Annotated in this window: 32 protein-coding genes; 30 read left to right on the forward strand and 2 right to left on the reverse strand. The window is 35.1% G+C overall.

Annotation, left to right across the window (positions count from 1 at the left end; genetic code table 11):
* The first annotated feature begins 2 nt into the window (after positions 1–2).
* The 10 genes from rplO to rplQ are packed head-to-tail and all read left to right on the forward strand — an operon-like array spanning position 3 to position 5,703.
* Positions 3–443 carry a 50S ribosomal protein L15 gene (rplO, locus tag EDD63_RS03290; RefSeq protein ID WP_134168455.1) on the forward strand — a complete coding sequence of 147 codons (441 nt, stop codon included), beginning with the start codon at positions 3–5 and terminating at the stop codon, positions 441–443.
* Position 444: 1 nt separating this feature from the next.
* A complete protein-coding gene (secY, locus tag EDD63_RS03295) occupies positions 445–1,764 on the forward strand; it encodes a preprotein translocase subunit SecY (protein ID WP_134168457.1) in 1,320 nt (439 codons plus the stop codon).
* Between the two features lies 1 nt (position 1,765).
* On the forward strand, positions 1,766–2,407 hold the full coding sequence (locus tag EDD63_RS03300) for an adenylate kinase (protein ID WP_134168459.1): 642 nt from the start codon (positions 1,766–1,768) through the stop codon (positions 2,405–2,407).
* 1 nt (position 2,408) lies between these two features.
* Positions 2,409–3,173 (forward strand): type I methionyl aminopeptidase, encoded by a 765-nt coding sequence (gene map, locus EDD63_RS03305; protein ID WP_134168461.1) that lies wholly within the window; start codon positions 2,409–2,411, stop codon positions 3,171–3,173.
* Positions 3,173–3,391 (forward strand): translation initiation factor IF-1, encoded by a 219-nt coding sequence (gene infA, locus EDD63_RS03310; RefSeq protein WP_067425869.1) that lies wholly within the window; start codon positions 3,173–3,175, stop codon positions 3,389–3,391. Before map ends, infA begins: the two co-directional genes overlap by 1 nt.
* A gap of 21 nt (positions 3,392–3,412) precedes the next feature.
* Positions 3,413–3,526, forward strand: coding sequence for a 50S ribosomal protein L36 (rpmJ, locus tag EDD63_RS03315; RefSeq protein WP_006505646.1), 114 nt, complete (start codon positions 3,413–3,415; stop codon positions 3,524–3,526).
* Positions 3,527–3,545: 19 nt separating this feature from the next.
* Positions 3,546–3,911, forward strand: coding sequence for a 30S ribosomal protein S13 (gene rpsM / locus EDD63_RS03320; protein ID WP_067425872.1), 366 nt, complete (start codon positions 3,546–3,548; stop codon positions 3,909–3,911).
* Positions 3,912–3,932: 21 nt separating this feature from the next.
* Positions 3,933–4,325: a 30S ribosomal protein S11 gene (gene rpsK / locus EDD63_RS03325; RefSeq protein ID WP_134168463.1), complete on the forward strand. Its 393-nt coding sequence runs from the start codon at positions 3,933–3,935 to the stop codon at positions 4,323–4,325.
* A 35-nt stretch (positions 4,326–4,360) separates the two neighbouring features.
* Complete coding sequence (locus EDD63_RS03330; protein WP_134168466.1) at positions 4,361–5,320, forward strand: DNA-directed RNA polymerase subunit alpha; 960 nt, start codon at positions 4,361–4,363, stop codon at positions 5,318–5,320.
* Positions 5,321–5,337: 17 nt separating this feature from the next.
* Positions 5,338–5,703 carry a 50S ribosomal protein L17 gene (gene rplQ / locus EDD63_RS03335; RefSeq protein WP_134168468.1) on the forward strand — a complete coding sequence of 122 codons (366 nt, stop codon included), beginning with the start codon at positions 5,338–5,340 and terminating at the stop codon, positions 5,701–5,703.
* Between the two features lie 69 nt (positions 5,704–5,772).
* On the opposite strand, the gene EDD63_RS03340 is transcribed toward rplQ, so the two are convergent.
* Positions 5,773–6,714 (reverse strand): Abi family protein, encoded by a 942-nt coding sequence (locus EDD63_RS03340; RefSeq protein ID WP_134168470.1) that lies wholly within the window; start codon positions 6,712–6,714, stop codon positions 5,773–5,775.
* Positions 6,715–6,923: 209 nt separating this feature from the next.
* Here EDD63_RS03340 and EDD63_RS03345 point away from each other — a divergent pair, with 209 nt between their 5' ends.
* From EDD63_RS03345 to EDD63_RS03420, 16 genes are all read left to right on the forward strand, one after another.
* Positions 6,924–7,697: an enhanced serine sensitivity protein SseB C-terminal domain-containing protein gene (locus EDD63_RS03345; RefSeq protein WP_166667528.1), complete on the forward strand. Its 774-nt coding sequence runs from the start codon at positions 6,924–6,926 to the stop codon at positions 7,695–7,697.
* A 91-nt stretch (positions 7,698–7,788) separates the two neighbouring features.
* Positions 7,789–8,802, forward strand: coding sequence for a M15 family metallopeptidase (locus EDD63_RS03350; protein ID WP_166667529.1), 1,014 nt, complete (start codon positions 7,789–7,791; stop codon positions 8,800–8,802).
* Positions 8,802–9,944, forward strand: coding sequence for a CapA family protein (locus EDD63_RS03355; protein WP_134168477.1), 1,143 nt, complete (start codon positions 8,802–8,804; stop codon positions 9,942–9,944). The genes EDD63_RS03350 and EDD63_RS03355 overlap by 1 nt, the downstream gene beginning before the upstream one ends.
* Positions 9,922–10,521, forward strand: a complete 600-nt coding sequence (locus EDD63_RS03360) for an O-methyltransferase (RefSeq protein WP_134168479.1) — start codon at positions 9,922–9,924, stop codon at positions 10,519–10,521. Before EDD63_RS03355 ends, EDD63_RS03360 begins: the two co-directional genes overlap by 23 nt.
* A gap of 60 nt (positions 10,522–10,581) precedes the next feature.
* Positions 10,582–11,100, forward strand: coding sequence for a ribonuclease E inhibitor RraB (locus EDD63_RS03365; protein ID WP_134168481.1), 519 nt, complete (start codon positions 10,582–10,584; stop codon positions 11,098–11,100).
* A 105-nt stretch (positions 11,101–11,205) separates the two neighbouring features.
* Positions 11,206–12,027: an energy-coupling factor transporter ATPase gene (locus tag EDD63_RS03370; protein ID WP_134168483.1), complete on the forward strand. Its 822-nt coding sequence runs from the start codon at positions 11,206–11,208 to the stop codon at positions 12,025–12,027.
* Positions 12,003–12,857 (forward strand): energy-coupling factor transporter ATPase, encoded by an 855-nt coding sequence (locus EDD63_RS03375; protein WP_134168485.1) that lies wholly within the window; start codon positions 12,003–12,005, stop codon positions 12,855–12,857. The genes EDD63_RS03370 and EDD63_RS03375 overlap by 25 nt, the downstream gene beginning before the upstream one ends.
* Entirely contained in the window at positions 12,850–13,650 is an 801-nt protein-coding gene (locus EDD63_RS03380) for an energy-coupling factor transporter transmembrane component T family protein (RefSeq protein ID WP_134168487.1), read from the forward strand. The genes EDD63_RS03375 and EDD63_RS03380 overlap by 8 nt, the downstream gene beginning before the upstream one ends.
* Positions 13,647–14,387 (forward strand): tRNA pseudouridine(38-40) synthase TruA, encoded by a 741-nt coding sequence (gene truA, locus EDD63_RS03385; protein WP_134168490.1) that lies wholly within the window; start codon positions 13,647–13,649, stop codon positions 14,385–14,387. Before EDD63_RS03380 ends, truA begins: the two co-directional genes overlap by 4 nt.
* Positions 14,374–15,168 carry a histidinol-phosphatase gene (locus tag EDD63_RS03390; protein WP_134168492.1) on the forward strand — a complete coding sequence of 265 codons (795 nt, stop codon included), beginning with the start codon at positions 14,374–14,376 and terminating at the stop codon, positions 15,166–15,168. Before truA ends, EDD63_RS03390 begins: the two co-directional genes overlap by 14 nt.
* Positions 15,169–15,189: 21 nt before the next feature.
* Positions 15,190–15,924, forward strand: coding sequence for a sugar isomerase domain-containing protein (locus EDD63_RS03395; protein ID WP_134168494.1), 735 nt, complete (start codon positions 15,190–15,192; stop codon positions 15,922–15,924).
* A 134-nt stretch (positions 15,925–16,058) separates the two neighbouring features.
* Entirely contained in the window at positions 16,059–16,496 is a 438-nt protein-coding gene (gene rplM / locus EDD63_RS03400) for a 50S ribosomal protein L13 (protein WP_067425918.1), read from the forward strand.
* Between the two features lie 14 nt (positions 16,497–16,510).
* Positions 16,511–16,912 (forward strand): 30S ribosomal protein S9, encoded by a 402-nt coding sequence (gene rpsI, locus EDD63_RS03405; RefSeq protein ID WP_067425920.1) that lies wholly within the window; start codon positions 16,511–16,513, stop codon positions 16,910–16,912.
* A 154-nt stretch (positions 16,913–17,066) separates the two neighbouring features.
* Positions 17,067–17,690: a DUF4230 domain-containing protein gene (locus EDD63_RS03410; protein ID WP_134168496.1), complete on the forward strand. Its 624-nt coding sequence runs from the start codon at positions 17,067–17,069 to the stop codon at positions 17,688–17,690.
* Between the two features lie 141 nt (positions 17,691–17,831).
* On the forward strand, positions 17,832–18,590 hold the full coding sequence (locus EDD63_RS03415; protein WP_134168498.1) for an EFR1 family ferrodoxin: 759 nt from the start codon (positions 17,832–17,834) through the stop codon (positions 18,588–18,590).
* 120 nt (positions 18,591–18,710) lie between these two features.
* A complete protein-coding gene (locus EDD63_RS03420; RefSeq protein ID WP_166667530.1) occupies positions 18,711–19,133 on the forward strand; it encodes a helix-turn-helix domain-containing protein in 423 nt (140 codons plus the stop codon).
* Positions 19,134–19,206: 73 nt separating this feature from the next.
* Here EDD63_RS03420 and EDD63_RS03425 read toward each other — a convergent pair whose 3' ends face one another.
* Positions 19,207–19,587 (reverse strand): DUF2500 family protein, encoded by a 381-nt coding sequence (locus EDD63_RS03425; RefSeq protein ID WP_134168502.1) that lies wholly within the window; start codon positions 19,585–19,587, stop codon positions 19,207–19,209.
* A gap of 124 nt (positions 19,588–19,711) precedes the next feature.
* Between EDD63_RS03425 and EDD63_RS03430 the strand changes: the two genes are divergently transcribed.
* From EDD63_RS03430 to EDD63_RS03445, 4 genes are all read left to right on the forward strand, one after another.
* Positions 19,712–20,692 (forward strand): diaminopimelate dehydrogenase, encoded by a 981-nt coding sequence (locus EDD63_RS03430; protein ID WP_134168504.1) that lies wholly within the window; start codon positions 19,712–19,714, stop codon positions 20,690–20,692.
* 19 nt (positions 20,693–20,711) lie between these two features.
* On the forward strand, positions 20,712–21,227 hold the full coding sequence (locus tag EDD63_RS03435; protein WP_134168505.1) for a methylated-DNA--[protein]-cysteine S-methyltransferase: 516 nt from the start codon (positions 20,712–20,714) through the stop codon (positions 21,225–21,227).
* 123 nt (positions 21,228–21,350) lie between these two features.
* A complete protein-coding gene (locus tag EDD63_RS03440) occupies positions 21,351–22,829 on the forward strand; it encodes an ABC transporter permease (protein ID WP_166667531.1) in 1,479 nt (492 codons plus the stop codon).
* A 9-nt stretch (positions 22,830–22,838) separates the two neighbouring features.
* Positions 22,839–23,474, forward strand: a complete 636-nt coding sequence (locus EDD63_RS03445) for an ATP-binding cassette domain-containing protein (RefSeq protein ID WP_134168509.1) — start codon at positions 22,839–22,841, stop codon at positions 23,472–23,474.
* The last annotated feature ends 119 nt before the right edge of the window (positions 23,475–23,593 follow it).

A 23,593-nucleotide genomic window follows, 5' to 3' on the forward strand; every position in this document is an offset into this window, starting at 1 on the left:
ATATGAAATTACATGAAATGAAATATAACGACGGTGCTAGAAAAAACCGTAAACGTCTTGGACGTGGTCACGGATCTGGTCAAGGTAAAACTGCTGGAAAAGGACACAAAGGACAAAACGCTCGTTCTGGTGGAGGAGTTCGTTTAGGATTTGAAGGGGGACAAACACCTCTTGCAAGAAGACTTCCAAAACGTGGATTCACTAACTTTACTAGAAAAGAATACGGAATTGTTAATGTTGAAGCATTAAACAAGTTCGATAATGGAGTTGAAGTAACACCTGAATTACTAATTGAAACTGGATTAGTTAAAAAAGAACTATCTGGAATTAAAGTATTAGGTGAAGGTGCTCTAGAAAAGAAATTAACTGTAAAAGCTAACAAATTTTCTAAAGCTGCTATTGCTAGTATTGAAAAAGCAGGCGGGAAAGCAGAGGTAATCTAATATGTTTTCCACGTTTGCAGGATTCTTTAAGAACAAAGAGATTCGTAAAAAAATCCTGTTTACGATTGCGATACTATTTGTGTACCGTATGGGTGCACAAATACCTGTACCTAACGTAAGCTTAGATATAACACAAGTGTCTGAAACAAAATCGATTTTAGATATGATGAACCTACTTGGTGGGGGAGCCATTGATAAACTATCGGTCTTTGCATTAGGGGTTGGACCTTACATTACAGCATCAATTATTATTCAATTATTATCGATGGACGTAATTCCACACCTAACAGAACTATCAAAATCCGGTCAAACAGGAAAGAAAAAGCTCGACAAATACACAAGATATTTAGCAGTTGTACTTTGCTTCGTACAAGCATATACAACTACATTAGTCTTAACAAGACAAGATGGAACAAGTATACTTGAAAACTCAAGTACTGCTGGATTCCTATATGTTGCAATTGTATTTACCGCAGGAACCATGTTCCTATTATGGCTTGCGGATCGTATTTCAATGCATGGTATTGGAAATGGTGTTTCTATCATTATCTTCGCAGGTATTGTTAGTGATATGCCTTACCAATTCATCAATGCATTCCGCACACTTACAGCTGGTGCCAATGGAAGTTCATTCTTCTCAGGGGTGCTGACGTTTGTGGGATTTGTATTAGTGTATCTAATTATTATTGTACTGGTTATCTTTATGCAGACAGCCGTACGTAAAATTCCAATTCAATACACATCAAGTACTGTACAAAAAAGTGGAAAAGATATGACATATCTTCCATTAAAAATTAACTCAGCAAGTGTAATCCCGGTAATTTTTGCCAGCTCGATTATGATTGCTCCAGTTACAATTGTATCTTTGCTAGTAAATAATAATATTATTAAAGCAAGTGGATGGACGGAAACGATGCAAAACCTATTAGGTATGCAAAGTGCAACATCGCTTGTTATCTATGCAATCTTGATTGTATTATTTACGTTCTTCTATACAAAGCTTCAAGTTGATCCTGAAAAAATTGCAGACAACTTAAGTAAAAACGGAACGTACATTCCAGGTATTCGTCCTGGTAAAGAAACGAAAAACTACATCAACACGGTGTTATCAAGAATTACAGTTCTTGGAGCGATTGGATTATTATTCATCGCCTTGTTGCCAAACGTAGCACCATTGATTATGAAAAGTTTACCAAGTAGTATCCGTATGGGTGGTACAGGGCTAATCATTGTTGTTGGGGTAGCAATGGAGACGGTTGCTCAACTTAAAGGGCAAATGACTGCTAAGTCATACCGTGGATTTATGGGAGTAAAACGATAGTATGAACATTCTTATCATGGGAGGACCTGGTGCCGGTAAAGGTACAATGTCCAAAAAAATCGTTGAGAACTATGAAGTTACACATATTTCAACGGGAGATATCTTCCGTAGTGAAGTAGGAAATGGAACTCCATTAGGACTTGAAGCTAAGAAATATATGGATGCAGGGAAACTTGTTCCTGATGAAGTTACCAACCCAATGGTAAAAAGTTTCTTAGAAACACAAGATTTAGCAAACGGTTATCTACTTGATGGATACCCAAGAACCTTAGCGCAAGCAAAAGCGTTCGATGAACTTGTGAAAGGAAGCGATTTGGAAATTGATAAAGTGATCACACTCGACATTCCATTTGAGAAATTAGCAAAACGAATTACAGGGCGTCGCTTATGTAAAACTTGTGGACACATCTACCATGTAGATTACCATCCACCAAAAGTTGAAGGCATTTGTGATATCGATGGTAGTGAACTTTACCAACGTAAAGACGATACAATCGAATCTTTGGAAGTTCGTTTAGCAGAATACGAAAACAACGCACAACCAATTCTTGATTACTACAAGGATAAAGTTGTTATCATCAATGCTGACCAAAGCACGGATGATGTTTGGAAAGAAATCGAATCAGCTTTAGGAGGCAAGTAGTATGATTACTACGAAGTCTCCTAGAGAGATTGATTTAATGCGTAAAGCTGGTCATATTGTTGCACTGGCTCACAAACGTGCCAAAGAAGTCATTCGACCAGGTTTGAATACTTTAGAACTTGACAGAGCTTGTGAAAAGGTTATACTTGACCAAGGAGCAACCCCATCCTTCAAAGGATTGTATGGGTTTCCTAATGCTTGTTGTATTTCAGTGAATGAAGTGCTTGTTCATGGAATTCCTAATAAACATACAGTATTAAAAGAAGGCGACATTGTGTCTGTTGATATCGGTGCTTGTTACAAAGGTTACCATGGTGACTCTGCTTGGAGTTATCCAGTTGGTCAAATCAGTGAAGAAGCACAAAGATTACTTGACGTAACGGAAGAATCGTTATATAAAGGTCTAGAGAAAGCAAACGCACAGTATCGTTTAGGTGACATTTCACATGCGATTGAAGAGTACGTAGTAGAGCACGGATATTCTGTACCAAAGGACTATACAGGACATGGTATTGGAAGTGATGTGCATGAAGATCCAAGCGTACCAAATTTTGGTAAAGCAGGTAGTGGTATTCGACTTCGTGCTGGAATGTGTTTAGCAATTGAACCAATGGTTCAAGCTGGTAAACCACAAACCAAAACTTTAAGTGATGATTGGACAGTCGTTAGTCGCGATGGGTCCTTGACCGCACATTTCGAACATACTGTAGTGATTGGTGAAGACAGTTGTGAAATACTTACTAAATTACAATCAGAGGAGGACTAATGGGTAAGCAAGACGTTATTGAAATCGATGGAATTGTAGTTGATACACTTCCAAACGCAATGTTTAAAGTGAAATTAGAAAATGGGCACGAGATCATGGCTCACGTTTCTGGTAAAATCCGTATGCACTACATTCGCATTTTACCAGGTGATCGTGTAACAGTAGAAATTTCACCATATGATTTAACACGTGGGCGTATTACATTCCGTCATAAGTAAACGGATAGGAGGCTACATTATATGAAAGTAAGACCATCAGTAAAACCAATTTGCGACAAATGTCGTGTAATTAAAAGAAAAGGTCGTGTTATGGTGATTTGCGAAAATCCTAAGCACAAACAAAGACAAGGATAAAAGAGAGGTAAAGTAAAATATGGCTCGTATTGCAGGAGTAGATATTCCACGCGATAAGCGTGTAGTTGTTTCATTAACTTACGTATACGGTATTGGTCGTACAACAGCATCTAAAGTTTTAGCTGCAGCTGGTGTTGACGAAAACATCCGTGTAAAAGATTTAACTGAAGATCAACTTAACAAAATTCGTTCTGAAGTTGACGCAATTAAAGTAGAAGGTGATTTACGTCGTGAAACGCAATTAAACATTAAACGTTTAATGGAAATTGCATCATACCGTGGAATCCGTCACCGTAGAGGTCTACCAGTTCGTGGACAACGTACGAAAACAAATGCTCGTACACGTAAAGGTCCAGTTAAAACAGTAGCTGGTAAAAAGAAATAAGCAGAAGGAGGTAGACACTAAATGGCAAAAGGTAAACAAACGACTCGTAAACGTCGTATTAAAAAGAATATTGCTAAAGGTTGTGCACACATTCACTCAACTTTTAACAACACAATCGTTACCATCTCTGATGAAGGTGGAAACGCAGTTTCTTGGTCTAGTGCAGGAGCTTTAGGATTTAAAGGTTCTCGTAAATCAACTCCATATGCTGCACAAATGGCAGGAGAAGCGGCTGGTAAAGCGGCTATGGAACATGGAATGAAAACTGTTTCAGTTAACGTTAAAGGACCTGGTCCTGGACGTGAAGCAGCAGTTAGAGCACTACAAGTGGCAGGTTTAGAAATTACAATGATTAACGATGTAACACCTATTCCTCACAATGGTTGTCGTCCACCAAAAAGACCACGTGGATAAGATCATTAACGTAACGTAAAGAGGAGGTAATAGGAATGCAAAATTTTGAACGTGCGAATTTTGAAGTAAAAGAATTTATTGATTCTGAGAATTATGGAAAATTTGTGATTGAACCACTTGAAAGAGGGTTCGGTACAACGATTGGAAATGCACTTCGCCGTGTATTACTATCTTCCCTACCTGGAGGAGCTATTTTCTCTATTAAGGTTGATGGCGTATTCCATGAATTTACATCAATTCCTGGGGTAAAAGAAGATGTTACTTCGATTATCTTAAACCTAAAAAATGTAGTATTGAAAATTGATGATGATGAAATTCACACATTACGTATTTCTAAAAAGGGATACGGTGAAGTTCACGCTTCAGATATCGAACTTCCTGATGGAGTTGAAGTGTTAAATGAAGACCTATACATCTGTACAGTTGAACAAGGTCATACATTTGAAATGGAACTTCAAGCGAAAAGTGGAAGAGGTTACGTTAGTGCTGATCAAAACAAAGCATTATATGCAGGTGCTGGTCAAGCATTAGGAACAATCTATACAGATGCTATTTTTACACCAATTCAAAAAGTAGCTTACAATGTTGAACCAACACGCGTTGGTCAAAATGCAAACTACGATAAAGTAGAATTAGAAATCTGGACAGATGGTTCTATTACACCACAAGAATCTATCGCTTTAGGATCTAAAATCTTAATCGACCACTTAGAACTTCTAACAAATGTTCACGAAGTTGTAAATGAAATGGATTCAGTGATGAAAGATGTACAAGGTGAAGTTGTAAACAAAGGCCTTGTTATGATGATCGAAGACCTAGATCTTTCTGTTCGTTCATATAACTGTTTAAAACGTGCAGGTATTCAAACTGTTGAAGAACTTACACAAAAAACAGAAGACGAAATGATGAGAGTTCGTAACTTAGGTAAAAAATCATTAAAAGAAGTAAAAGACAAGATTTATGATTTGGGGCTTAGCTTCAAATCTTACGAATAGAAGGAGTATGAGGTATTATGAGAAATCGTAAACTAGGACGTAAAGCAGATCACCGTAAAGCAATGCTTAGAAACCTTGCAACTTCAGTAATTATTTCTGAAAGTGTTGAAACTACAGAAATGAAAGCAAAAGAAGTTAGTTCTGTGGTTGAAAAATTAATCACTCTTGCTAAAAGAGGTGACTTACATGCACGTCGTCAAGCGGCAGCTTATGTACGTGATGTTGTAGCTGATGAAACTACTGGACAAACAGCTCTACAAAAATTATTCTCTGAGATTGGACCTATGTACCAAGACCGTAACGGGGGATATACAAGAGTTGTAAAAACAAGAAACCGTCGTGGTGACAACGCTACAATGGCAATTGTACAATTAGTAAAATAATTGATGGAGAACTTCGGTTCTCTTTTTTTGTTTATAAAAAAACGAAAGACACCGGAGTAATGTCTTTCGTTAATTATCGATATAATATTGTAAATAGAATCCTGTTAAATCGAGTAATATTCGTTGCCAATTATCTTTAAAGCAATAATTTTTTACAACATCAATGTTTGGAAATCTTGTCATTAATTGAGTGAGTTCCAAATTGAATCGTTGTACTATTGAAGAATCCGGGCAAAGCATTACAGTCACAGAAAGTAAATAAAAATACGTCTCATTCGATGTACAAGGACCATAAACCTTTTCGAATTCATCAGAATGTAACAATTTAGGTGGTCTTTGTTTGTGTTCAACTTGGAATAGTCGTTCATAATGGCTACATTTATTACGAAACATACATAAACTTCGATACCAACTAACTAAAAAAGATCGAGCAATTCTTTTGTTTGGGAATCTAAAATAGCCATTACTTATTTCATCAATATGTTCAAATTTTAGACCCTCCAAAAGAGATGCAACATCTCCAAAAGAAAGAAATTCCATTAGTGCCCATAAAGGATATTCTCCACTATATTTATATTCATGTGTTTGAATGATTTTACTGTCTGCATGTTTCGATTTGTATGTCTGCATGCACTCCTCAAGATATGAAACATTTGAACTACGATAATAAATATCATTACTTTTATAGGATAGAGGTCCAATTTGGTTACATAGATAGTCAGTGATTATTGCCTTAAGACTTACTTCGACACTTTCAAGAAGCATAAGTGTACTCCTGCGTAAATACATATCAAATTGATAGCAATCATAGATATCCTCGAAGAATATATCACTTTTAAATTCTTGATCATTTTCGTAGAAACTGTTAAAGTACCCACTCAATCTATAATAGTTAATGTGACTCAAAGTATAGTATGCACTATTCTCATCTCTAAATTTTAATCCTCTATCAAGTAGTAAGTCAATTTGTTCAGTTATTGTTAGTGCTGGCTTTCCATTCTTACATTCCATTGTGCCCCCAAAATATTAAAAAGCCCCAGGCGAGTTAGCTTCAATGAGAGGCTCCCTGGGTTCTTACATATGTATAATAACACGAAATGTGAAGAATTGTAACTAAAAGAAATCTTAATTTTAAATTAACAATGTTTTAAAAATGTTGATGTTGTAAAAGATGATGGGTTCTACTACAATGAGTATAGAAAGAGATGAAGGAAGAAATCATGGAAAGAAAAAGCACAAAAGATGCTAGTGCTTTACGTATAGCACTTGAAAACCTACAAAATCATCCTTGTAAAGCAAGTGAAGTAGAACTTTATGCATGTTTAAAAGATGCACAATTGTATGCCCCAGTACATCCAAATCAACATACTTCAAAAAATCATAATGCAAATGTATTGGAATTAGCCACTGATTTTATGATGGTTTTAGATGCATCAAATGATTTATACTATCCAATTTTCAGTAGCAAAGAGGAACTGTTGAAGTTTACAAGTGAATTACAGCTTGGCTATATGAAAGTACGCTTACAAGATTATGAAAGTTTGCTTCATGGCCAAAAAGAAGTAAAAGGTGTTGTCTTGGATAAAGAATCCGTAAATTATTCACTGTGTTTAGAAGATATCTTGCATATTTATCATCATGTACAGTGTAGTGATATTACTAACTTAGAAATACGTGAGATCAAAGATCCAAACCACTATATAAAAGAAGAATTGGTACGTTTATTTAGCAAGATGCCACAAGTTCGTGCTGCTTATTTACATGAGCTATATTGTGATAAGCAAGCCAGTTATTTACTGATCATTGATAGTGATACTTTTGATGATGTAGCCCAACAAGTAAGTGACTTTCTGTATCCATTAACGTATGAAAATGGAGATCATGTAGAACTGATTGCGTTAGCAAGTCGTTTTGGTGAAAAAATCACACGTGAAGTCACACCATTTTATGAGCGAAAACAACGATTGCTGCATATATTACTACCCAAAGAGTAAAAACAAAAAGTCTTGAATGCAAGACTTTTTGCTTTCATTGAGTGAAAGCGTTGAATTTGGTATAATCGAAATAGAAAAACGAGGGAATACAATGAAAAAGATACTTACATTATGTGCAATCTTCATGTTAGTTGGTTGTAAAGATGTTGGTTGCGAAGCCATCTTATCAAATGAAGAAAAAAATACATTAAAAGAATATGGTGTACTAGACTATGTTGAAGATGATTGTAAAAACCAAAGAACCGTCCAAAAAATGTTGCATGATGATTTCAATAAAGACTATATAAAATCGTATTGTGCATTAAATATAAAAAGTACAGATCATGTCAATGATTTAATTGTTGCAGGATTTAGTGATAAAGAAATTACTGCATTATTAAAACTAGATAATTTAGATGAAGAACGTATTACACGTTATAAAGCATATACAGATGCAAATACTGAGAAAACGATGAAAGATATTGTTTTGGCTGTTAATTTAGATATGGATGAAGAAGCTTATGAGAATATCCAAATCATCGATGATGAAAGCTTGGATGTACTAATCAGCAAACATTATGGTTTAGCTGAAGGATATATTCCAAGTGACTTAGTTGATATTACATCGGTTTGCCAACAAGGAGTCGATTACTCTTGTTCGACAATGGATAAGCAACAACTTCGCAAAGAAGCAGCAGCTGATTATGAAGCTTTTGCTAGTTATGCAAAGGAAAAGAAAGGGTATGATATTGTTTCTATCGCATCATATCGCAGTTATGACTACCAAAAGAATTTATATAATTATTGGTTGAATGAAAAAGGTCAAGAATATGCAGATACATATTATGCTAGACCCGGTCATAGTGAACATAATGGTGGATTAGCTATTGATATTAGTGTTAGTGAATTTCCTTTCAATGAACTTGATACGTTTGAAGATTATGAATGGATTGTCGAAACGATGAAGGATTATGGCTTTATACTGCGTTATCCAGAAGATAAAGTAGATCTTACAGGATATGGTGCAGAAAGTTGGCATTTCCGCTATGTTGGTAAAAAACTAGCGAAGGAATTATATGCCGATGGATTAACGCTAGATGAGTATCATGCATTGGAGGCACGATAATGAAAAAACTTAAGATTGCATTACTATGTTTGTTTTTAGTTGCATGTAGTTCTCCTGCAAAAGAAGATACAACAAAAAAAGAAGAAGTAAAAGACACAACTGTTTCCTTCTTTGCAGTTGGTGATAATTTACTTCATGATACCATTAATGCAGAAGCAAAAACCTACGGGGAAACATCAGGACGTAATTATGATTATCGTCCATTTTATAAAAATTTTGAAAAGCAAATTCAAGGAGCAGATGTTGCTTTCATCAATCAAGAGACTATCGTTGGTGGTGAAGAACTGGTAATTTCAGGATATCCAAATTTTAACTCACCAAAAGAAGTAGCATCAGATTTAGCTACTACTGGATTTGATTTAGTGAACTTAGCAAGTAATCATAGTTTGGACCGTTCAAGCCAAGGAATTATCAACGCCTTGCAAACCTTTGATTTCGAAAAAAATCTCACAGTTGCAGGAATCAATGATAGCGAAGAACGTAAAAATGAAATAGCGACATTTAAACAAAAAGGTATTACCTTCTCATTTCTAGCATACACGTATGGAACCAATGGAATTATTCCTGAAAATGCATACGAAGTAAATTACTTTGGTGATGAACGTATTACAAGTGATGTCGCAAAAGCTAAAGAAGTTAGTGATGTTGTGATTGTCTCTGCACACTGGGGAGATGAAAACGCATTTGAACTAAATGATATGCAACAACACTATGCACAAGTATTTGCAGATGCAGGTGTTGATGTCGTCATTGGAACGCATCCACATGTTGTACAACCAGACACGTGGGTAGATGGAAAAGATGGACATAAAACATATGTGATTTATTCCCTGGGAAATTTTTTAGGTGGTATGCTTGATACGAAAAACATTGTCGGAAGTTATGCAACCTTTGATATTGTAAAAGATGGAAAAACGGGTGATATATCAGTTGAAAATGAAGATGTAAAACCACTAGTTATCGATTTCCATGGTAACCAAAACAATATTTTGGATGAACGTTATGATTATACAGTTCTACCACTTACAAAAGAGTACGATAAAGTAGCAAGCGATCATGTCTTACATGGATATGAAGGACAAGTCGTATCCTATGAGGAACTATTAAGGATGTGGACCTATGGAACAAAACGTGAAATTTAAGTTACTTGAAATGGAATCGTATGCTTCTTTACATCAAGTTCCAATTATGCAAAAAGAAGGAATTGAGTTTCTACAAACATACATTAAAGAGCATAAGGTAAAACGCATACTAGAATTAGGAAGTGCAATTGGTTACTCTGCTATCCAAATGGCAATAAGTGATCCAGATGTCACAGTTGATACAGTTGAACGTGATGATGTACGCTATCAAGTTGCGCAAGCAAATATTAAAGCATGTAACTTAGAAAATCGTATCCACTTATTTCATGAAGATGCACTTTTCTTTGAAACGAATCAAAGCTATGATTTGATCTTTATTGATGCCGCGAAAGCACAATACATAAAGTTCTTTGAACGTTATGAAAGTAATGTAAAAGTAAATGGAGTCATGATTAGTGATAACTTGGAATTCCATGGAATGGTACACGATATAGAACATATTAAAAATCGTAACACAAGACAGTTGGTGCGTAAGATCTTAAAATTTCGTGATTACTTACTTGAACGTAAAGATTTTGAAACAACTTTCTATGATATTGGTGATGGAATTGCAGTAAGTAAAAAACTTGTATTTTGATGAAAGACAGATGGAAACACTCTGTGCTATAATGTACATATCTATTTATGGAGGATAACTATGAAGAAAACATTAGGATTACTTGCAGCACTAACGGCAGCAGCTGCTGTAGCTGTATATAAATTATCAAAAGACGATGAAAAGAAAATTAAAGAATTAGATGATAGCAAAGAAAAAATCTTACGTTCAGTTGAAGAGCAAGGATTTGAACCTGTAGTTACTGACAAAGAAGAAACAGGTTTTGTTTCAAATGCTTACCCACATTTAACAGAAGCAGATCTAATTGAACTGACAAAAAAGAACGATGAGATGTTTGCAACAATTGCCGACTTGCAACCAACAGACGAATATCCAATTCAACATATGGTGCAATTTGCAAAACCAATTGATTTAGAAGAGTTCAAGAACATCGTAATCTCTGAAGGATATGTGATTACAGGTGGAGAAAAAGAGAACGAATTATTAGTTCTACACATTTCAAAAATGGACCATGATGACATCAGTGCAAAAGTGTTCTATCTTGCAAACTTAGCAAAAGCACATGATGGTGTATACGAAGGATGGATTTGTAAGAAGTAGTGAAATTTCACTGCTTTTTTTTGACCGTTTTGACAAGTGAATATACATTGTGTCATGACAGGAAAAGTAGTATAATTAGTTTAATTTTGAGAAAGGAATGATGGCATGATTAAAGTAGAAGATTTACATTTCAATTACGATGAACATGAAGAAACAATCAAAGGTGTAAACTTTACAGTGGAAGCAGGAAGTTATACATCAATTATCGGTCACAATGGAAGTGGGAAGAGTACCATTGCAAAATTACTCATTGGTTTACTCGAGAAATCGAGCGGTTCCATTGAAATTGACGGAATGGAACTTAATGAAGAAAACTTATATGCCATTCGTTCGTTGATTGGTGTGGTCTTTCAAAATCCAGACAATCAATTTATCGGTTCAACAGTAGCTGATGATATTGCCTTTGGTTTAGAAAATAAACAAGTACCACAAGAAAACATGCAAGCAATTATCGACAAGTTTTCAAAGGTTGTTGGTATGTATGATTTTCTAGATCGTGAACCTACAAGTTTATCCGGTGGGCAAAAACAAAGAGTTGCAATTGCTGGTGTACTAGCCATGGATTTAAAAGTGATTATTCTTGATGAAGCAGCAAGTATGCTTGATCCACGTGGAAAAAAAGAAATTCATGAACTAATTAATAAATTACATGAAGAAGAAAATCTAACTGTCATTTCGATTACACACGATATGGAAGAAGTATTACGTAGTGATAAAGTCATCGTTCTTGAACATGGACATGTGAAGATGAGTGGAACACCTGCAGAAATCTTACAGCATGAAGATGAGTTAGTTGCTTTAGAACTTGATATTCCTTTTGTCTATAAAGTGCAAAAAGAACTAAAAGAAATTGGGATTGAAATGGATACCCAAGTTAGCATTGAAGGAGTGGTGGAACAGTTATGTCAATTACATTCAAAAATCTAAGTCATATATATAATGAAAAAACACCATTTCCTTCAGCAGCATTAAAAAATATTAATTTAGAAATTGCAGATGGAAGTTTTACTGCGATTATTGGTGAGACGGGAAGTGGAAAAAGTACATTGGTGCAACATTTAAATGCTTTACTTTTGCCAACAGATGGAGAAGTTCGTGTAAATGACTTCGTAATCAAAGCAGGAGAGAAAATTAAAGATCTAAAACAATTACGTCGTCAAGTCGGGTTGGTATTTCAATTTCCTGAATATCAATTGTTTGAGGAAACGATTGAGACAGATGTTGCATTTGGTCCTAAAAACTTTGGGATTGAGGAAAAAGAGGCAAAAGAAAGAGCACGTTATGTATTAGAACTTGTAGGTTTAGATGCAAGTTATTTAGAACGTTCTCCATTTGATTTATCAGGTGGGCAAAAACGCCGTGTAGCAATTGCTGGAATTCTCGCATTTGATCCAGATGTTTTGGTTTTGGATGAACCTACTGCAGGTCTTGACCCTCAGGGTGCCAAAGAAATGATGGATTTATTCAAGAAGTTAAATACAGATTTTGGGAAAACGATTATTATGGTTACACATGATATGGAACACGTACTAAATTACTGTGATGAAGTTATTTTATTAAAAAAAGGTGAAGTGGAACTTGTAAGTGACGTGAAGAATTTTTTCAAAGATTCAACGATTGATTCACTGGATGTACAACCTCCACACATTGTGGAATTCAAACGACAACTAGAGGCTCGTGGATTTGCCTTTGATGAAGATGCATTTGATTTACCTACACTTGTACAAAGCTTAAAAGGAGAATTTGATCATGAGTAATATGGTACTTGGACGATATCTTCCTTTGGATTCTAAAATCCACAATATGGATCCTCGAGCGAAGATCATTTGTATGCTATGTTTGCTAATTGCAATATTTATTCCAGCAGGCTATGTCGGTTATGCAGTATTGATTGCCATTGTACTTATTGTTGTATTGGCTTCAAAAATTGGATTACCATATATTTTTAAAGCGATGAAACCAATGATGTTTATGATGATCTTTTTGTTTGTGATTAACATGTTGGTAATTAAACGTGGAACAATGCTAATTGATTTAGGATGGTTCAGTATTTATGATGAAGCGATATTTCAAACTTTATATATTGTTATTCGTTTATTATTAATGATTAGTATTACAACACTACTGACAGCAACTACAAAACCATTGGATCTAACTTTAGGAATTGAAGACTTACTATCCCCATTCCAAAAGATTGGTTTACCAAGTCATATTATTGCGATGATGATTTCAATTGCATTGCGTTTTATTCCAACACTGATTGAGGAAACACAACGTATTATGAAAGCACAAGCAAGTCGTGGAGTGGATTTCGAAGAAGGAAAATTGATGGAGAAAATTCGCAGTATTCTTTCACTTATTGTTCCACTATTTATCTCTGCTTTTCAAAGAGCAGAAGATTTAGCTTATGCAATGGAAGCAAGAGGATATTCTCCTGAGAATAAACGAACACGCTATAAAGTATTGAAATTACGTGGTTTTGATATCTTCAGTATGCTATTTTCTGCAGCTGTAGTTGGTGCACTTATTGGAGTTGCAATTCTTTTATGAGGTATAAAGTAACTGTAGCTTATGATGGAAGTCCATATATTGGTTGGCAAACACAGAACCGTGGAGATAGTATCGAAGAAGCCATTGAAAAGGTTCTAGAAACTATGCATGGTTATAAAGTGTCCATTGTTGGAAGTGGAAGAACGGATGCAAGAGTACATGCAAAAGGACAAGTATTTCACTTTGATTCAATATTAGATATTACATGTGAAAGAATGATAGAAGCACTAAATGCTCAACTTGATAAAAGTATTCGAATTCAAAATGTGGAAATTGTAGAGGATACATTTCATGCACGCTTTGATGCAACAGCAAAAACGTATATGTATGTATTAAGTCAAGATGCGAAAGATCCATTTATTCGTGCATATATGGGAGTAGATTATCATCCTTTAGATGTAGAGATGATGCAAAAGGCATGCCAGTTATTTATTGGTACGCATGATTTTACAAGTTTTACATCAACGAAGATTCATCCAGATAAAGATCGTACACGTACGATCTATCATTTTGATGTGAAGCAAAAAGGTAGTGTATTTCAATTCATCGTACGCGGTGACTCGTTTTTGCGATACATGGTACGCATGATGGTACAAACGGTACTGATGGTTGGTAAAGGGAAAGAAAGCTTAGCAAGTGTGCAAGCAATGTTAGAAGCAAAAAGCAAACATGCTTGTAAATATAAAGCAGAGCCGCAAGGGCTATATTTAATGGAGGTAGAGTATGGCAAAGAATAACTATCATACACATACCGAACGTTGTAAACACGCAAGTGGTTCAGATGAAGCATTTGTCTTAAGTGCGATCAAAGCAGGAATTCAAGAACTTGGATTTTCTGATCACACCCCTTGGAATTATGCACCAAGTACCTATAAAGGAAGCAACGTTCGGATGTTTCTAGATGAATTTGCAGGATACAAACAAAGTATTCTAGCACTTAAAGAAAAGTATAAAGATCAAATATCAATCAAACTTGGATTAGAAGTTGAGTATTTTCCAAAGTTCATGGACTGGTTTATCGATTTTATAAAGAAAGAAGAAATTGACTATGTCATCTTAGGAAATCATTTCCATGGGGATGATGAAACAGGTCCTTACTATGGACATGTATGTGATGATGATGCAATGCTTGAACTATATAAGCAAGATACGATCAAGGCATTAAAAACAGGTATCTATAGTTATCTAGCACACCCTGATTTATTTATGCGAGGGCGTAAACATTTTGATGCATTCACTAAGAAGATTTCTAGAGAAATTTGCGAAGCATGTAAGGAAATGGATATTCCATTAGAGTATAACTTAGCAGGAGCTGAGGTAAGTCATATTACACATCAACAACAATATCCACATCCTGATTTTTGGCAGATTGCTGCTGAAGTAGGAAATAAAGCGATTATTGGTTGTGATGCGCATAACAATCGTCAATTAGAAAATGAATATTACTATAACCAAGCAAAGGCACATTTAGACACACTTGGTATGGAAGTTATAGACACAATCAACTTTTTACGTTAATCTAAAGTTGAAGGTGGTCATATGGAAAAAATTAGAGAATATGTCGATGTAGTAAAAGCACAATTAGAAACGGCGTTACAACAAGAAGAGATTATTGATGCATGTGCAAGTCAATTTGCAAATACGATTTTGAATGATGGTATCATTCATGTCTTTGGTTGTGGACATTCACAGATGTTTGGTGAAGAACTTTGTTTTCGAACAGGTGGTCTTGTTCCAATTAACGCGATTAAGATTCCACAGTTTAATATCTACCCAAAAGCACGTTTATCGCAATTAATGGAGCGAACAGAAGGTTTTGTGGGTGGTGTATTAGAAAGTATGCATACTACAAAACATGATACGATGGTTATCGTTTCAGTTTCTGGTAGAAATGCAGCCGGTGTAGATATGGCAATTGAAGCAAAGAAGTTAGGTATGCATGTAATCGGTGTCACTAGTTTACACTATGCAAATAATGTAACAAGTAGGCATAGCAGTAAGAAACTTCTCAAAGATGTTAGTGATACAGTGTTGGATTTATGTGGTGTCTGTGGAGATGCTACACTAAGTGATCCACGTGTTAGTGAACACTTTGGTTCAACAAGTACTGTTGTTGGAATGAGTTTACTCAATGGCATTGTTGCTGAATGTATTGTGAAGTTAGCGGATGCTGGAATGGATCCACCAATTTGGGTTAGTGGAAACGTAGATCGTGGTGATGAAGCAAACAAAAAATACATGGAAGCATACAAAGGAAAAATTGATATTATCTAAAGATGACTAAAAAACGACAAACACTGATAAATTGTGAATAAAAAGGTTGCAAAGCGCAACCTTTTGTCTTACAATAAAACATGGCATGAAAGCCATTGTAGCCCCGGAAACTACAATGAAAGGAAGTATTAAACATGCGACAAACAACATTTTTGAAGCCTGCTGATGTAACACGTACTTGGTATGTAGTTGACGGTGCAGGAATGACTATGGGACGTCTTGCTACTGAAGTAGCAGCAGTATTACGTGGAAAAAACAAACCAACATTTACACCAAATGTTGACTGTGGAGACTTCGTAATCGTAATTAACGCAGATCAAATTGTGATGACTGGAAACAAGATGAATGATAAAAAATATTATTCACACTCAATGTATCCAGGAGGATTGAGAACACGTACAGCAAAAGAAATGAAAGCTAAATATACAGTTGAATGGGTTGAAAAAGCTATTCACGGTATGTTACCTCACACTCGTTTAGGAGACGTACAACGTCGTCACTTATTCGTGTACAAAGGAAGCACTCATCCACATGCTGCACAACAACCAGTAGAAATGAAAATTAAAGGTTAAGGAGGAAATAAGAGATGGCAACTAAGAAAAATGTATCTTACAACGGAACTGGACGTAGAAAAAGTTCTGTAGCCCGCGTCTTCTTGACTCCGGGAACTGGTAATATTGTTGTTAATGGTAAAACATTAGAAGAATACTTACCACTAGAAACTTTAAGAATGGTGGTTCGTTCACCATTAGAAACAACTGACACACTTTCTCAATTCGATGTAAAAATCAATGTTAAAGGTGGAGGATACACTGGACAAGCTGGAGCAATGCGTCATGGTATTGCACGTGCTTTACTAGAAGTATCTATTGACTACCGTGCAGGATTAAAAGCTGAAGGGTTCTTAACACGTGACCCTCGTATGAAAGAACGTAAAAAATACGGACTTAAAGCAGCTCGTCGTGCACCACAATTCTCAAAACGTTAATATTATCCCAAAAATCAAATGTTATGAAGCAGAAAAGGTACCGCAAGGTACCTTTTCTTTATGTTATGAAATTATAGAAATCCAATTAACAATTACAAACAGATATAATATGTGTATAATATTCAAGTAAGGTTAGATCGTATTGGAGGTAACAATGGAAAAAGCAAATAGAGTGCACAAGCGTAGCATCTTTGGTTTGAAGATGTTAGTAAAAGTGCTTATCGTGGTAGTTTTAGTAATCATTGGATTTACCATTGGTTCGAAAACTTCGTTTACAACAGAAAGCAAAACAACAAAACTTAGTTTTGATAATATTGGTGAACTTGCTACACAAGAAGCCTACGCAACAGAAGTCAACCATACAGAAGATGCTAGAGAATTGTTTGGAATTGAAATTCCGCTAACAAAATCAACGCATGTATATAGTTATGATGTGATTATCAAAGCTGGTTTCAATTTCGAACAAATTAAACCAAAGGTGGATCAAGATAAGCAACTGATTACGATTGAAATGCCTGAAGTGAAGATACTAAGTACTGAAATTGTTGAAGACTCATTGAAAGTGTATGTGGAAGATGAAAGCATTTTTAAGAAAATAACACTTGAGGATACAAGTGAAGCAAGAAAAACAATGAAAGAAAATGCAGAGAAAAGTGCAATTGAAAAAGGGTTATTCAAAAGTGCGAAAACAAATGCTGAAACATTGTTGAAAAACTTTATTAAAGAAAATGAAGTATATACAGAGTATCAAATTGAATTTGTATACAAGGAGAAATAACAGATGAAAACACTTAAGAAAATAGGAATTACAATACTTGTTGTGGTATGCTTATTTTACTTATATTTGTTCATAACTGCATAAGTTGTGGGAAATCATTATGCAACATAGTTTATGTTGAGAAAAGAGGGGAAAGGGAATATGAAAAAATATGCGATTTATTTTAGTCCAACCAATCGTACAAAAAAAGTAGTGAGTTGTATTGCCAATGAATTTGGTGAATACACAACCATTGATTTATGTCGAACAAACGATCGATATGAATATACATTTTCAGAAGATGATGTATGTATCATTGGTGTACCAGTATACGGTGGGCGTGTACCTGGTGTAGCGATTGAAAGAATTAAACAATTTACTGGAAATCAAACAAAAGTAATCATAGTTGCTTCATATGGAAATCGTGCATATGAAGATGCACTAAAAGAATTAGCAGATACACTAACAAGTAAAGGGTTTGTATGTGTAGGTGCAATTGCGGCTATTACAGAGCATAATATTGTGCATCAATTTGCAACTGGTAGACCAGATATGAATGATATACAACAATTGCAAACGTATGCCAAACAACTTAAAGAAAAACTGGCAAATCCATATGAAATTTCAACAGTTACATTGCCTGGAAATTATCCATATAAAGAGTTTATTGGTGGGGCGTTTAAACCATTGACAAATAGTATGTGTATTTCGTGTGGGATTTGTGCTAGAGTATGTCCAGTTGCCGCAATTCCAATAAATGAGCCAAGTACAACAAATTATTGCACATGTATTAATTGCATGCGATGTATTGAAGTTTGCCCAGAAGATGCACGAGGTCTGGATTCAGTATTGTTAGAGCAACTTGGTAAAAGACTTGAGCCTGTATGTTCAGATCGAAAAAATAACGAACTCTTCATTTAATGAGGAGTTCTTTTGAATTTATATAGATTTTTTGTCAAAAAAGGTTTACATCTCTTGCCTGTAAAGGGGATTTGATAGAAAATGGAATAGATGACTTTTATCATAAGACTAGGAGATGACATGGAAATATCAAAGAAGCTACAAAAACAAAGAAAAATGATGAAACTTTCACAAGAAGAACTAGCAAATCGTTTGAATGTATCAAGACAGACCATTTCAAGTTGGGAAACAGGAAAGAGTTATCCTGATATATACAGTCTTGTAAGCGTTAGTGATATCTATGGACTCACCTTAGATGAATTGGTAAAAGGAGATGTGAAAATGTTAAACACAATGAAAAAAGAAAGTAGAGCAGCACAAGTAAATAAGAAAGCGATGATTATGAGTGGTATCGGTTTGATTGGGTTGGGTCTAGGTTGGATCATTCCAACTTCACATGTAAGAGAATTTATCAGTGGTGCCGGGTTTGGCTTACTTATTGCGGGTGCATTGATGATGATTGTCACCAAAGTTGTGCTACAACTAGCAGTGGATAAAGACTAAGTATAATAAGAAAATCATCTTCGGATGTCTTTTCTTTTACGTAATAAAAAACTATAAACTCAATCGTGTGAATTTATAGTTCAGGATCTACATTAATGAACTCTTTATATTTATCACCAAAGCCAAGTATTTCACCATGTTTTGTATAGGAAAGAATACCTGTATCACCGATTTTAAGTGATGAATATAAGAATGAAGGAACACTAAAAGTTCTTGTTGTATGGTTGAATGCAAAAGTAACATCGTATGTATAAGAATATCTTTCGCCATATTTTGTGATAGCTACACTTTGATAATATGTCATATCCGTGATGGTTGCTGTATAACGTGAAATATCCTTTTCTTTAGGTTTTCGTTTCTTATATTTATGGTATGCCCACATAGGCATCATGTACAAAAAAACTGTTAAAACAAGTAAACCAATAACAATCAAATAATCAATAATTTTTCCCATTTATAGCCCTCTGATTACATTAATAATAGCATATAGTAGGATTGTATAAATATAAAAAATAAAAGTTACATAGTGCTCACTTATAAAAAATGGTAAAATAAACAAAAATAGGAGGCGTGTTTATATGATAAAAATTGGTATCGTTGGATATGGAAACCTTGGAAAAGGTGTAGAGAGCGCTGTTATTAACAGTAAGGATATGGAATTGATTGGAATTTTCACAAGAAGAAATCCAAGGGATCTAGTTGTACAAAGTGATACGAAAGTATATGCATTAGATGATGCATTTAACATGAAAGATGAAATTGATGTAATGGTGATGTGTGGAGGAAGTGCAAATGATCTATTAGATCAAACGCCTGCATTTGCAAAGCATTTTAATGTAATTGATAGTTTTGATACACATGCTCGTATCCCAGAACATTTTGCGAATGTTGATGCAGCTAGTCAAATCGAGAAAACGGTAAGTATTATTTCTGTTGGATGGGATCCAGGGTTGTTCTCTGTGCAACGTTTATATGGGCAAGCAGTATTACCATACGGAAATGATTACACTTTCTGGGGTAAGGGAGTGAGTCAAGGGCATTCTGATGCGATTCGTCGTATTGAAGGTGTTGTAGATGCTAGACAATATACAATCCCAGTAGAAGCTGCTTTAGCTAGTGTACGTAATAATGAAGACCCTGTATTAGATACAAGACAAAAACATACACGTGAATGTTATGTGGTTATAGAAGATGGGGCAGATGCAAAACAAATTGAAGATGCAATTGTAAATATGCCAAACTACTTTGCTGATTATGATACAACGGTTCATTTTATCTCAATGGAAGAATTACAACGTGATCATGCAGGAATTCCTCATGGTGGAGTTGTGTTTAGAAGTGGGAAAACCGGAATGAATTTAGATACACATCAATTAATTGAATATAAACTAGAGTTAGATTCAAACCCAGAATTTACAGCAAGTGTACTTGTTGCTTATGCAAGAGCTGCATATCGTTTACACAAAGATGGCGTATATGGATGTAAAACTGTCTTTGATATTGCTCCTGGACTGTTACATGAACAAGATGGAGAAACATTAAGAAAACATCTATTATAAGATGTAAGGAGATCGTTGTATGTATTGTGCAAATTATGAAAGTCCTCTTGGAATTTACAGAATGATAAGTGATGGACAAGCTTTAATCGGGTTAGATCGTATGGTAGATGCAACAGATATACTAAACCAATTTGAATATCAAGAAACGCTTCCCATCTTTCAAAAAACAAGAGCTTGGTTAGATGCGTACTTTCGTAAAGAGAATCCATCGATTGATGCTTTGCATATACAACTACATGGAACTGCTTTTCAAAAAGAGGTATGGGATGTATTGTTAGATGTGAAATATGGAAGTGTAGCAACATATGGTGATCTTGCAAAAATACTAGCAAAACGACGGAATATCAAACGGATGTCCAGTCAAGCGGTCGGTAATGCATTGGGTAAAAATCCAATACCAATCATTGTTCCATGTCATCGTGTTATTGGAACAAAGGATAATTTAGTAGGATATACTGGTGGTCTTCACATCAAGACATTTTTGTTAGAACTTGAAGGAATTGATATAACCAAACTTCACAAACCAAAATCGTAAATAGATGGTCATGCAGCAATGTGTGGCCTTTTTTTGTGAACAAATATTCACATGAAATTTAAGAGAGTTTTAAGGAAAGGTCGATATACTTTTGAAGAAATAACAAAAGGAGATCAAGGATATATGTATATTATAAAAAATGCATTACGAAATATTCGACGAATGTTTACAAAGAATATTCTTATTGCAATCATAATTTTGATTGTAGGATTCTCATGTGTGGTATCACTGAGTATTAAGGAAGCAGCAAATACAGCTAGACAAGAAGGAATAGATGCAGTAAATATTACTGCAAATATTTCTTACGATAGACAAAAGATGATGCAAAACATGCAACCACCAACACAAGGTGAACAAGATGGTACATCACAAGAAGACATGCGTGATAAAATGCGTGAAAGTATGCAAAATCAAAATCTAAGTCTGGATGAGTTAGAAGTCTATGCAAAAGCGGATAGTGTAAGTGATTTTTACTATGAAAAAACAATGGCTATTGGTGCAACTGAAATTGAAGCGATTGAATCATCAAGTTCAGAAAACTTTGGGGGTCCCCAAGGAATGCCTGGAAGAAATGATGAAGACACAACATATGTTGAAGGTGATTTTTCACTAGTTGGAATTTCAAGTGTAAATGCACTAAGTGATTTTACTGATGGAACAAAAGAGCTTGTGGATGGAGAATATCTAGATATTGAGAAAACACATACGGTAATGATTTCAGAAGATCTAGCAACATATAACTCATTAGAGGTTGGTTCAAGTATTAAGCTACAAAATCCAAACAGTGAAAGTGAGACATATGTGGTTGAAGTTGTTGGTATTTATAGTCAAGTGAGTGACCAACAAATGATGATGCGTCAAGATCCGGCCAATCAAATGTATACAAGCGCAAACACTATAGATGCAATTGAAGCAAAAACCGCATCTGATAATCCACTAACGAGTCAAGTGAAGGGTACCTATGTACTAGCAGATGTTGATGCCTATGATGCGTTTAGTGATGAAGTGTATGAACTAGGTTTATCAGATGATTTTACTGTGCAAAGCATGGATGTAAGTATGTATGAGCAATCATTAGCACCTTTAGAAAATCTATCCAGTTTTGCAGATACCTTCTTTTTAGTCAGTATTCTTGTTGGTGGAGCAATTCTTATTGTTTTCCAATTTTTAAGAGTGAAGGATCGCGTGTATGAAATCGGTGTATTACGTGCAATTGGAATGAGTAAGCTTAAAATATCACTTCAGTTCATTTGTGAATTGCTAATTATTACAACGGTATCACTAATATTAGCATTAGGAATTGGAGCAGCAACAAGTGTACCAATTACAAATCAATTATTAGAAAGTCAAAGTGTGAGTACAAATGAATCTGAGATGCAAAATATGCCCGGTGGAATGCCACAAGGTATGGGTGGTAGACAAAGTAGTGAACCTAGTGGAAGTTTTATTGAAGATAGTGTACAAAGTGTATCCAGTGCAACCAACTGGACAGTTGTATTAGAAATTATGGTAATTGGTCTATTATTGACCATTGTCTCTGGTGGTGTAGCAACAATTTTTATACAACGCTACGATACGATGAAAATACTACAACAAAGTTAGGAGAAAAACATGAGTGAATTATCAACAAAAGATCTAAGCTTTTATTATACAAAGGACAAATCAATCTTAAAGGAATTAAACCTTGCATTTGAGCGTGGAAAAATATATGCAATCGTTGGGAAATCAGGTGCAGGGAAAACAACGTTATTATCCTTATTATCACAACTACAAAGCCCAAAGGATGGACATATCTATTATGAAGGTCAAGACATTTCTAATATTAATGCAGATCACTATCGTTCATGTAACATTGGTGTGGTCTTTCAATCTTACAATTTACTGCCAAGTTGGAATGCAATCGAAAATGTAAGTCTTTCATTGGATATTGCAAATTGGAAAGAATCAGATAAAAAGACACATGCAAAAATGTTGTTAGAGAAGATGCAAATAGATGAAAGTGATATGCATCGTGCAGTGCATCAATTATCGGGTGGGCAACAACAACGTGTGGCAATAGCAAGAGCGATTAGTTACAATCCATCAATTATTCTTGCAGATGAACCAACGGGGAATTTAGATAAAGCAACAGAAAAAGAAATCTTAACGATCTTTCAACAACTAGCATATGAAGAAGATAAGTGTGTAATCCTTGTCACACATGCTTCTTCAGTTACAAAAATAGCAGACGAAATTTATCGACTATAAAATGAATCGAATGATACATGGTGTCATCCTAAATTGTATATAAAGTATTATAATCATAGAGATAAAAAAGTAGAAATGTATCATATATATTTGATAGGTGCTCAAAAAGCCCATGAAAT

Origin of the sequence: Breznakia blatticola (assembly GCF_004365815.1) — a bacterium.
Taxonomy (GTDB): domain Bacteria; phylum Bacillota_I; class Bacilli_A; order Erysipelotrichales; family Erysipelotrichaceae; genus Breznakia; species Breznakia blatticola.

Excerpts from the sequence above, each read along its gene's own strand:
- EDD63_RS03380 (WP_134168487.1), top strand. The coding sequence starts at position 12,850 with ATGAGTAATATGGTACTTGGACGATATCTTCCTTTGGATTCTAAAATC.
- rpsM (WP_067425872.1), top strand. The coding sequence starts at position 3,546 with ATGGCTCGTATTGCAGGAGTAGATATTCCACGCGATAAGCGTGTAGTT.
- infA (WP_067425869.1), top strand. The coding sequence starts at position 3,173 with ATGGGTAAGCAAGACGTTATTGAAATCGATGGAATTGTAGTTGATACA.
- EDD63_RS03390 (WP_134168492.1), top strand. The coding sequence starts at position 14,374 with ATGGCAAAGAATAACTATCATACACATACCGAACGTTGTAAACACGCA.
- EDD63_RS03435 (WP_134168505.1), top strand. The coding sequence starts at position 20,712 with ATGTATTGTGCAAATTATGAAAGTCCTCTTGGAATTTACAGAATGATA.
- EDD63_RS03425 (WP_134168502.1), bottom strand. The coding sequence starts at position 19,587 with ATGGGAAAAATTATTGATTATTTGATTGTTATTGGTTTACTTGTTTTA.
- EDD63_RS03350 (WP_166667529.1), top strand. The coding sequence starts at position 7,789 with ATGAAAAAGATACTTACATTATGTGCAATCTTCATGTTAGTTGGTTGT.
- map (WP_134168461.1), top strand. The coding sequence starts at position 2,409 with ATGATTACTACGAAGTCTCCTAGAGAGATTGATTTAATGCGTAAAGCT.
- truA (WP_134168490.1), top strand. The coding sequence starts at position 13,647 with ATGAGGTATAAAGTAACTGTAGCTTATGATGGAAGTCCATATATTGGT.
- EDD63_RS03330 (WP_134168466.1), top strand. The coding sequence starts at position 4,361 with ATGCAAAATTTTGAACGTGCGAATTTTGAAGTAAAAGAATTTATTGAT.
- rpsK (WP_134168463.1), top strand. The coding sequence starts at position 3,933 with ATGGCAAAAGGTAAACAAACGACTCGTAAACGTCGTATTAAAAAGAAT.
- secY (WP_134168457.1), top strand. The coding sequence starts at position 445 with ATGTTTTCCACGTTTGCAGGATTCTTTAAGAACAAAGAGATTCGTAAA.
- EDD63_RS03355 (WP_134168477.1), top strand. The coding sequence starts at position 8,802 with ATGAAAAAACTTAAGATTGCATTACTATGTTTGTTTTTAGTTGCATGT.
- EDD63_RS03300 (WP_134168459.1), top strand. The coding sequence starts at position 1,766 with ATGAACATTCTTATCATGGGAGGACCTGGTGCCGGTAAAGGTACAATG.
- EDD63_RS03415 (WP_134168498.1), top strand. The coding sequence starts at position 17,832 with ATGAAAAAATATGCGATTTATTTTAGTCCAACCAATCGTACAAAAAAA.
- EDD63_RS03430 (WP_134168504.1), top strand. The coding sequence starts at position 19,712 with ATGATAAAAATTGGTATCGTTGGATATGGAAACCTTGGAAAAGGTGTA.
- EDD63_RS03410 (WP_134168496.1), top strand. The coding sequence starts at position 17,067 with ATGGAAAAAGCAAATAGAGTGCACAAGCGTAGCATCTTTGGTTTGAAG.
- rplM (WP_067425918.1), top strand. The coding sequence starts at position 16,059 with ATGCGACAAACAACATTTTTGAAGCCTGCTGATGTAACACGTACTTGG.
- EDD63_RS03370 (WP_134168483.1), top strand. The coding sequence starts at position 11,206 with ATGATTAAAGTAGAAGATTTACATTTCAATTACGATGAACATGAAGAA.
- EDD63_RS03375 (WP_134168485.1), top strand. The coding sequence starts at position 12,003 with ATGTCAATTACATTCAAAAATCTAAGTCATATATATAATGAAAAAACA.
- EDD63_RS03365 (WP_134168481.1), top strand. The coding sequence starts at position 10,582 with ATGAAGAAAACATTAGGATTACTTGCAGCACTAACGGCAGCAGCTGCT.
- rpmJ (WP_006505646.1), top strand. The coding sequence starts at position 3,413 with ATGAAAGTAAGACCATCAGTAAAACCAATTTGCGACAAATGTCGTGTA.
- rplQ (WP_134168468.1), top strand. The coding sequence starts at position 5,338 with ATGAGAAATCGTAAACTAGGACGTAAAGCAGATCACCGTAAAGCAATG.
- EDD63_RS03420 (WP_166667530.1), top strand. The coding sequence starts at position 18,711 with ATGGAAATATCAAAGAAGCTACAAAAACAAAGAAAAATGATGAAACTT.
- EDD63_RS03345 (WP_166667528.1), top strand. The coding sequence starts at position 6,924 with ATGGAAAGAAAAAGCACAAAAGATGCTAGTGCTTTACGTATAGCACTT.
- EDD63_RS03340 (WP_134168470.1), bottom strand. The coding sequence starts at position 6,714 with ATGGAATGTAAGAATGGAAAGCCAGCACTAACAATAACTGAACAAATT.
- EDD63_RS03440 (WP_166667531.1), top strand. The coding sequence starts at position 21,351 with ATGTATATTATAAAAAATGCATTACGAAATATTCGACGAATGTTTACA.
- EDD63_RS03445 (WP_134168509.1), top strand. The coding sequence starts at position 22,839 with ATGAGTGAATTATCAACAAAAGATCTAAGCTTTTATTATACAAAGGAC.
- EDD63_RS03395 (WP_134168494.1), top strand. The coding sequence starts at position 15,190 with ATGGAAAAAATTAGAGAATATGTCGATGTAGTAAAAGCACAATTAGAA.
- EDD63_RS03360 (WP_134168479.1), top strand. The coding sequence starts at position 9,922 with ATGGAACAAAACGTGAAATTTAAGTTACTTGAAATGGAATCGTATGCT.
- rpsI (WP_067425920.1), top strand. The coding sequence starts at position 16,511 with ATGGCAACTAAGAAAAATGTATCTTACAACGGAACTGGACGTAGAAAA.
- rplO (WP_134168455.1), top strand. The coding sequence starts at position 3 with ATGAAATTACATGAAATGAAATATAACGACGGTGCTAGAAAAAACCGT.